Origin of the sequence: Thiorhodococcus minor (assembly GCF_010820565.1) — a bacterium.
In the GTDB taxonomy this organism is placed as follows: Bacteria; Pseudomonadota; Gammaproteobacteria; order Chromatiales; family Chromatiaceae; genus Thiorhodococcus; species Thiorhodococcus minor.
This window is the reverse complement of sequence record NZ_JAAIJQ010000383.1, coordinates 1-314: the sequence shown is the minus strand read 5'-3', so window position 1 is coordinate 314 and position 314 is coordinate 1. Positions and strand designations below refer to the sequence as shown.

1 pseudogene is annotated in these 314 nt (G+C 65.6%); it reads right to left on the bottom strand.

Annotated features, from left to right (window positions below):
• Window positions 1-314: pseudogene (locus G3446_RS27390) on the bottom strand (Rpn family recombination-promoting nuclease/putative transposase); the annotation flags it as partial.

Genomic DNA, 314 nt, shown 5'->3' with positions numbered 1-314 from the left:
AGATCGCTCATGGGGGTGACCGACACCCCGGGTAGACGTTTGGGTAGGAACACCCGCCCGAACCAAACGGCAAAGGCGCGGCGCAGGCTGCTTTGCTCGGGCTCTTTGAGCCAGTCGACCAGTGCGCGCACGATGGCCAGGGCGTCCTCGGCACTGCGGCTGGCTTCGAGGCGAAAGAGCGCGGCGCTGAGATTGCGTGTTGGCCGCTGTTCGGCCTTCGCCAAGCGTTGCTCGTCAAGCAGCAGATAGGCTTGCTGAGGACGATAATCGGCCAGGACGGGTGGCGCGGGCTCGATCAGCGGCTCGAGGGTCTC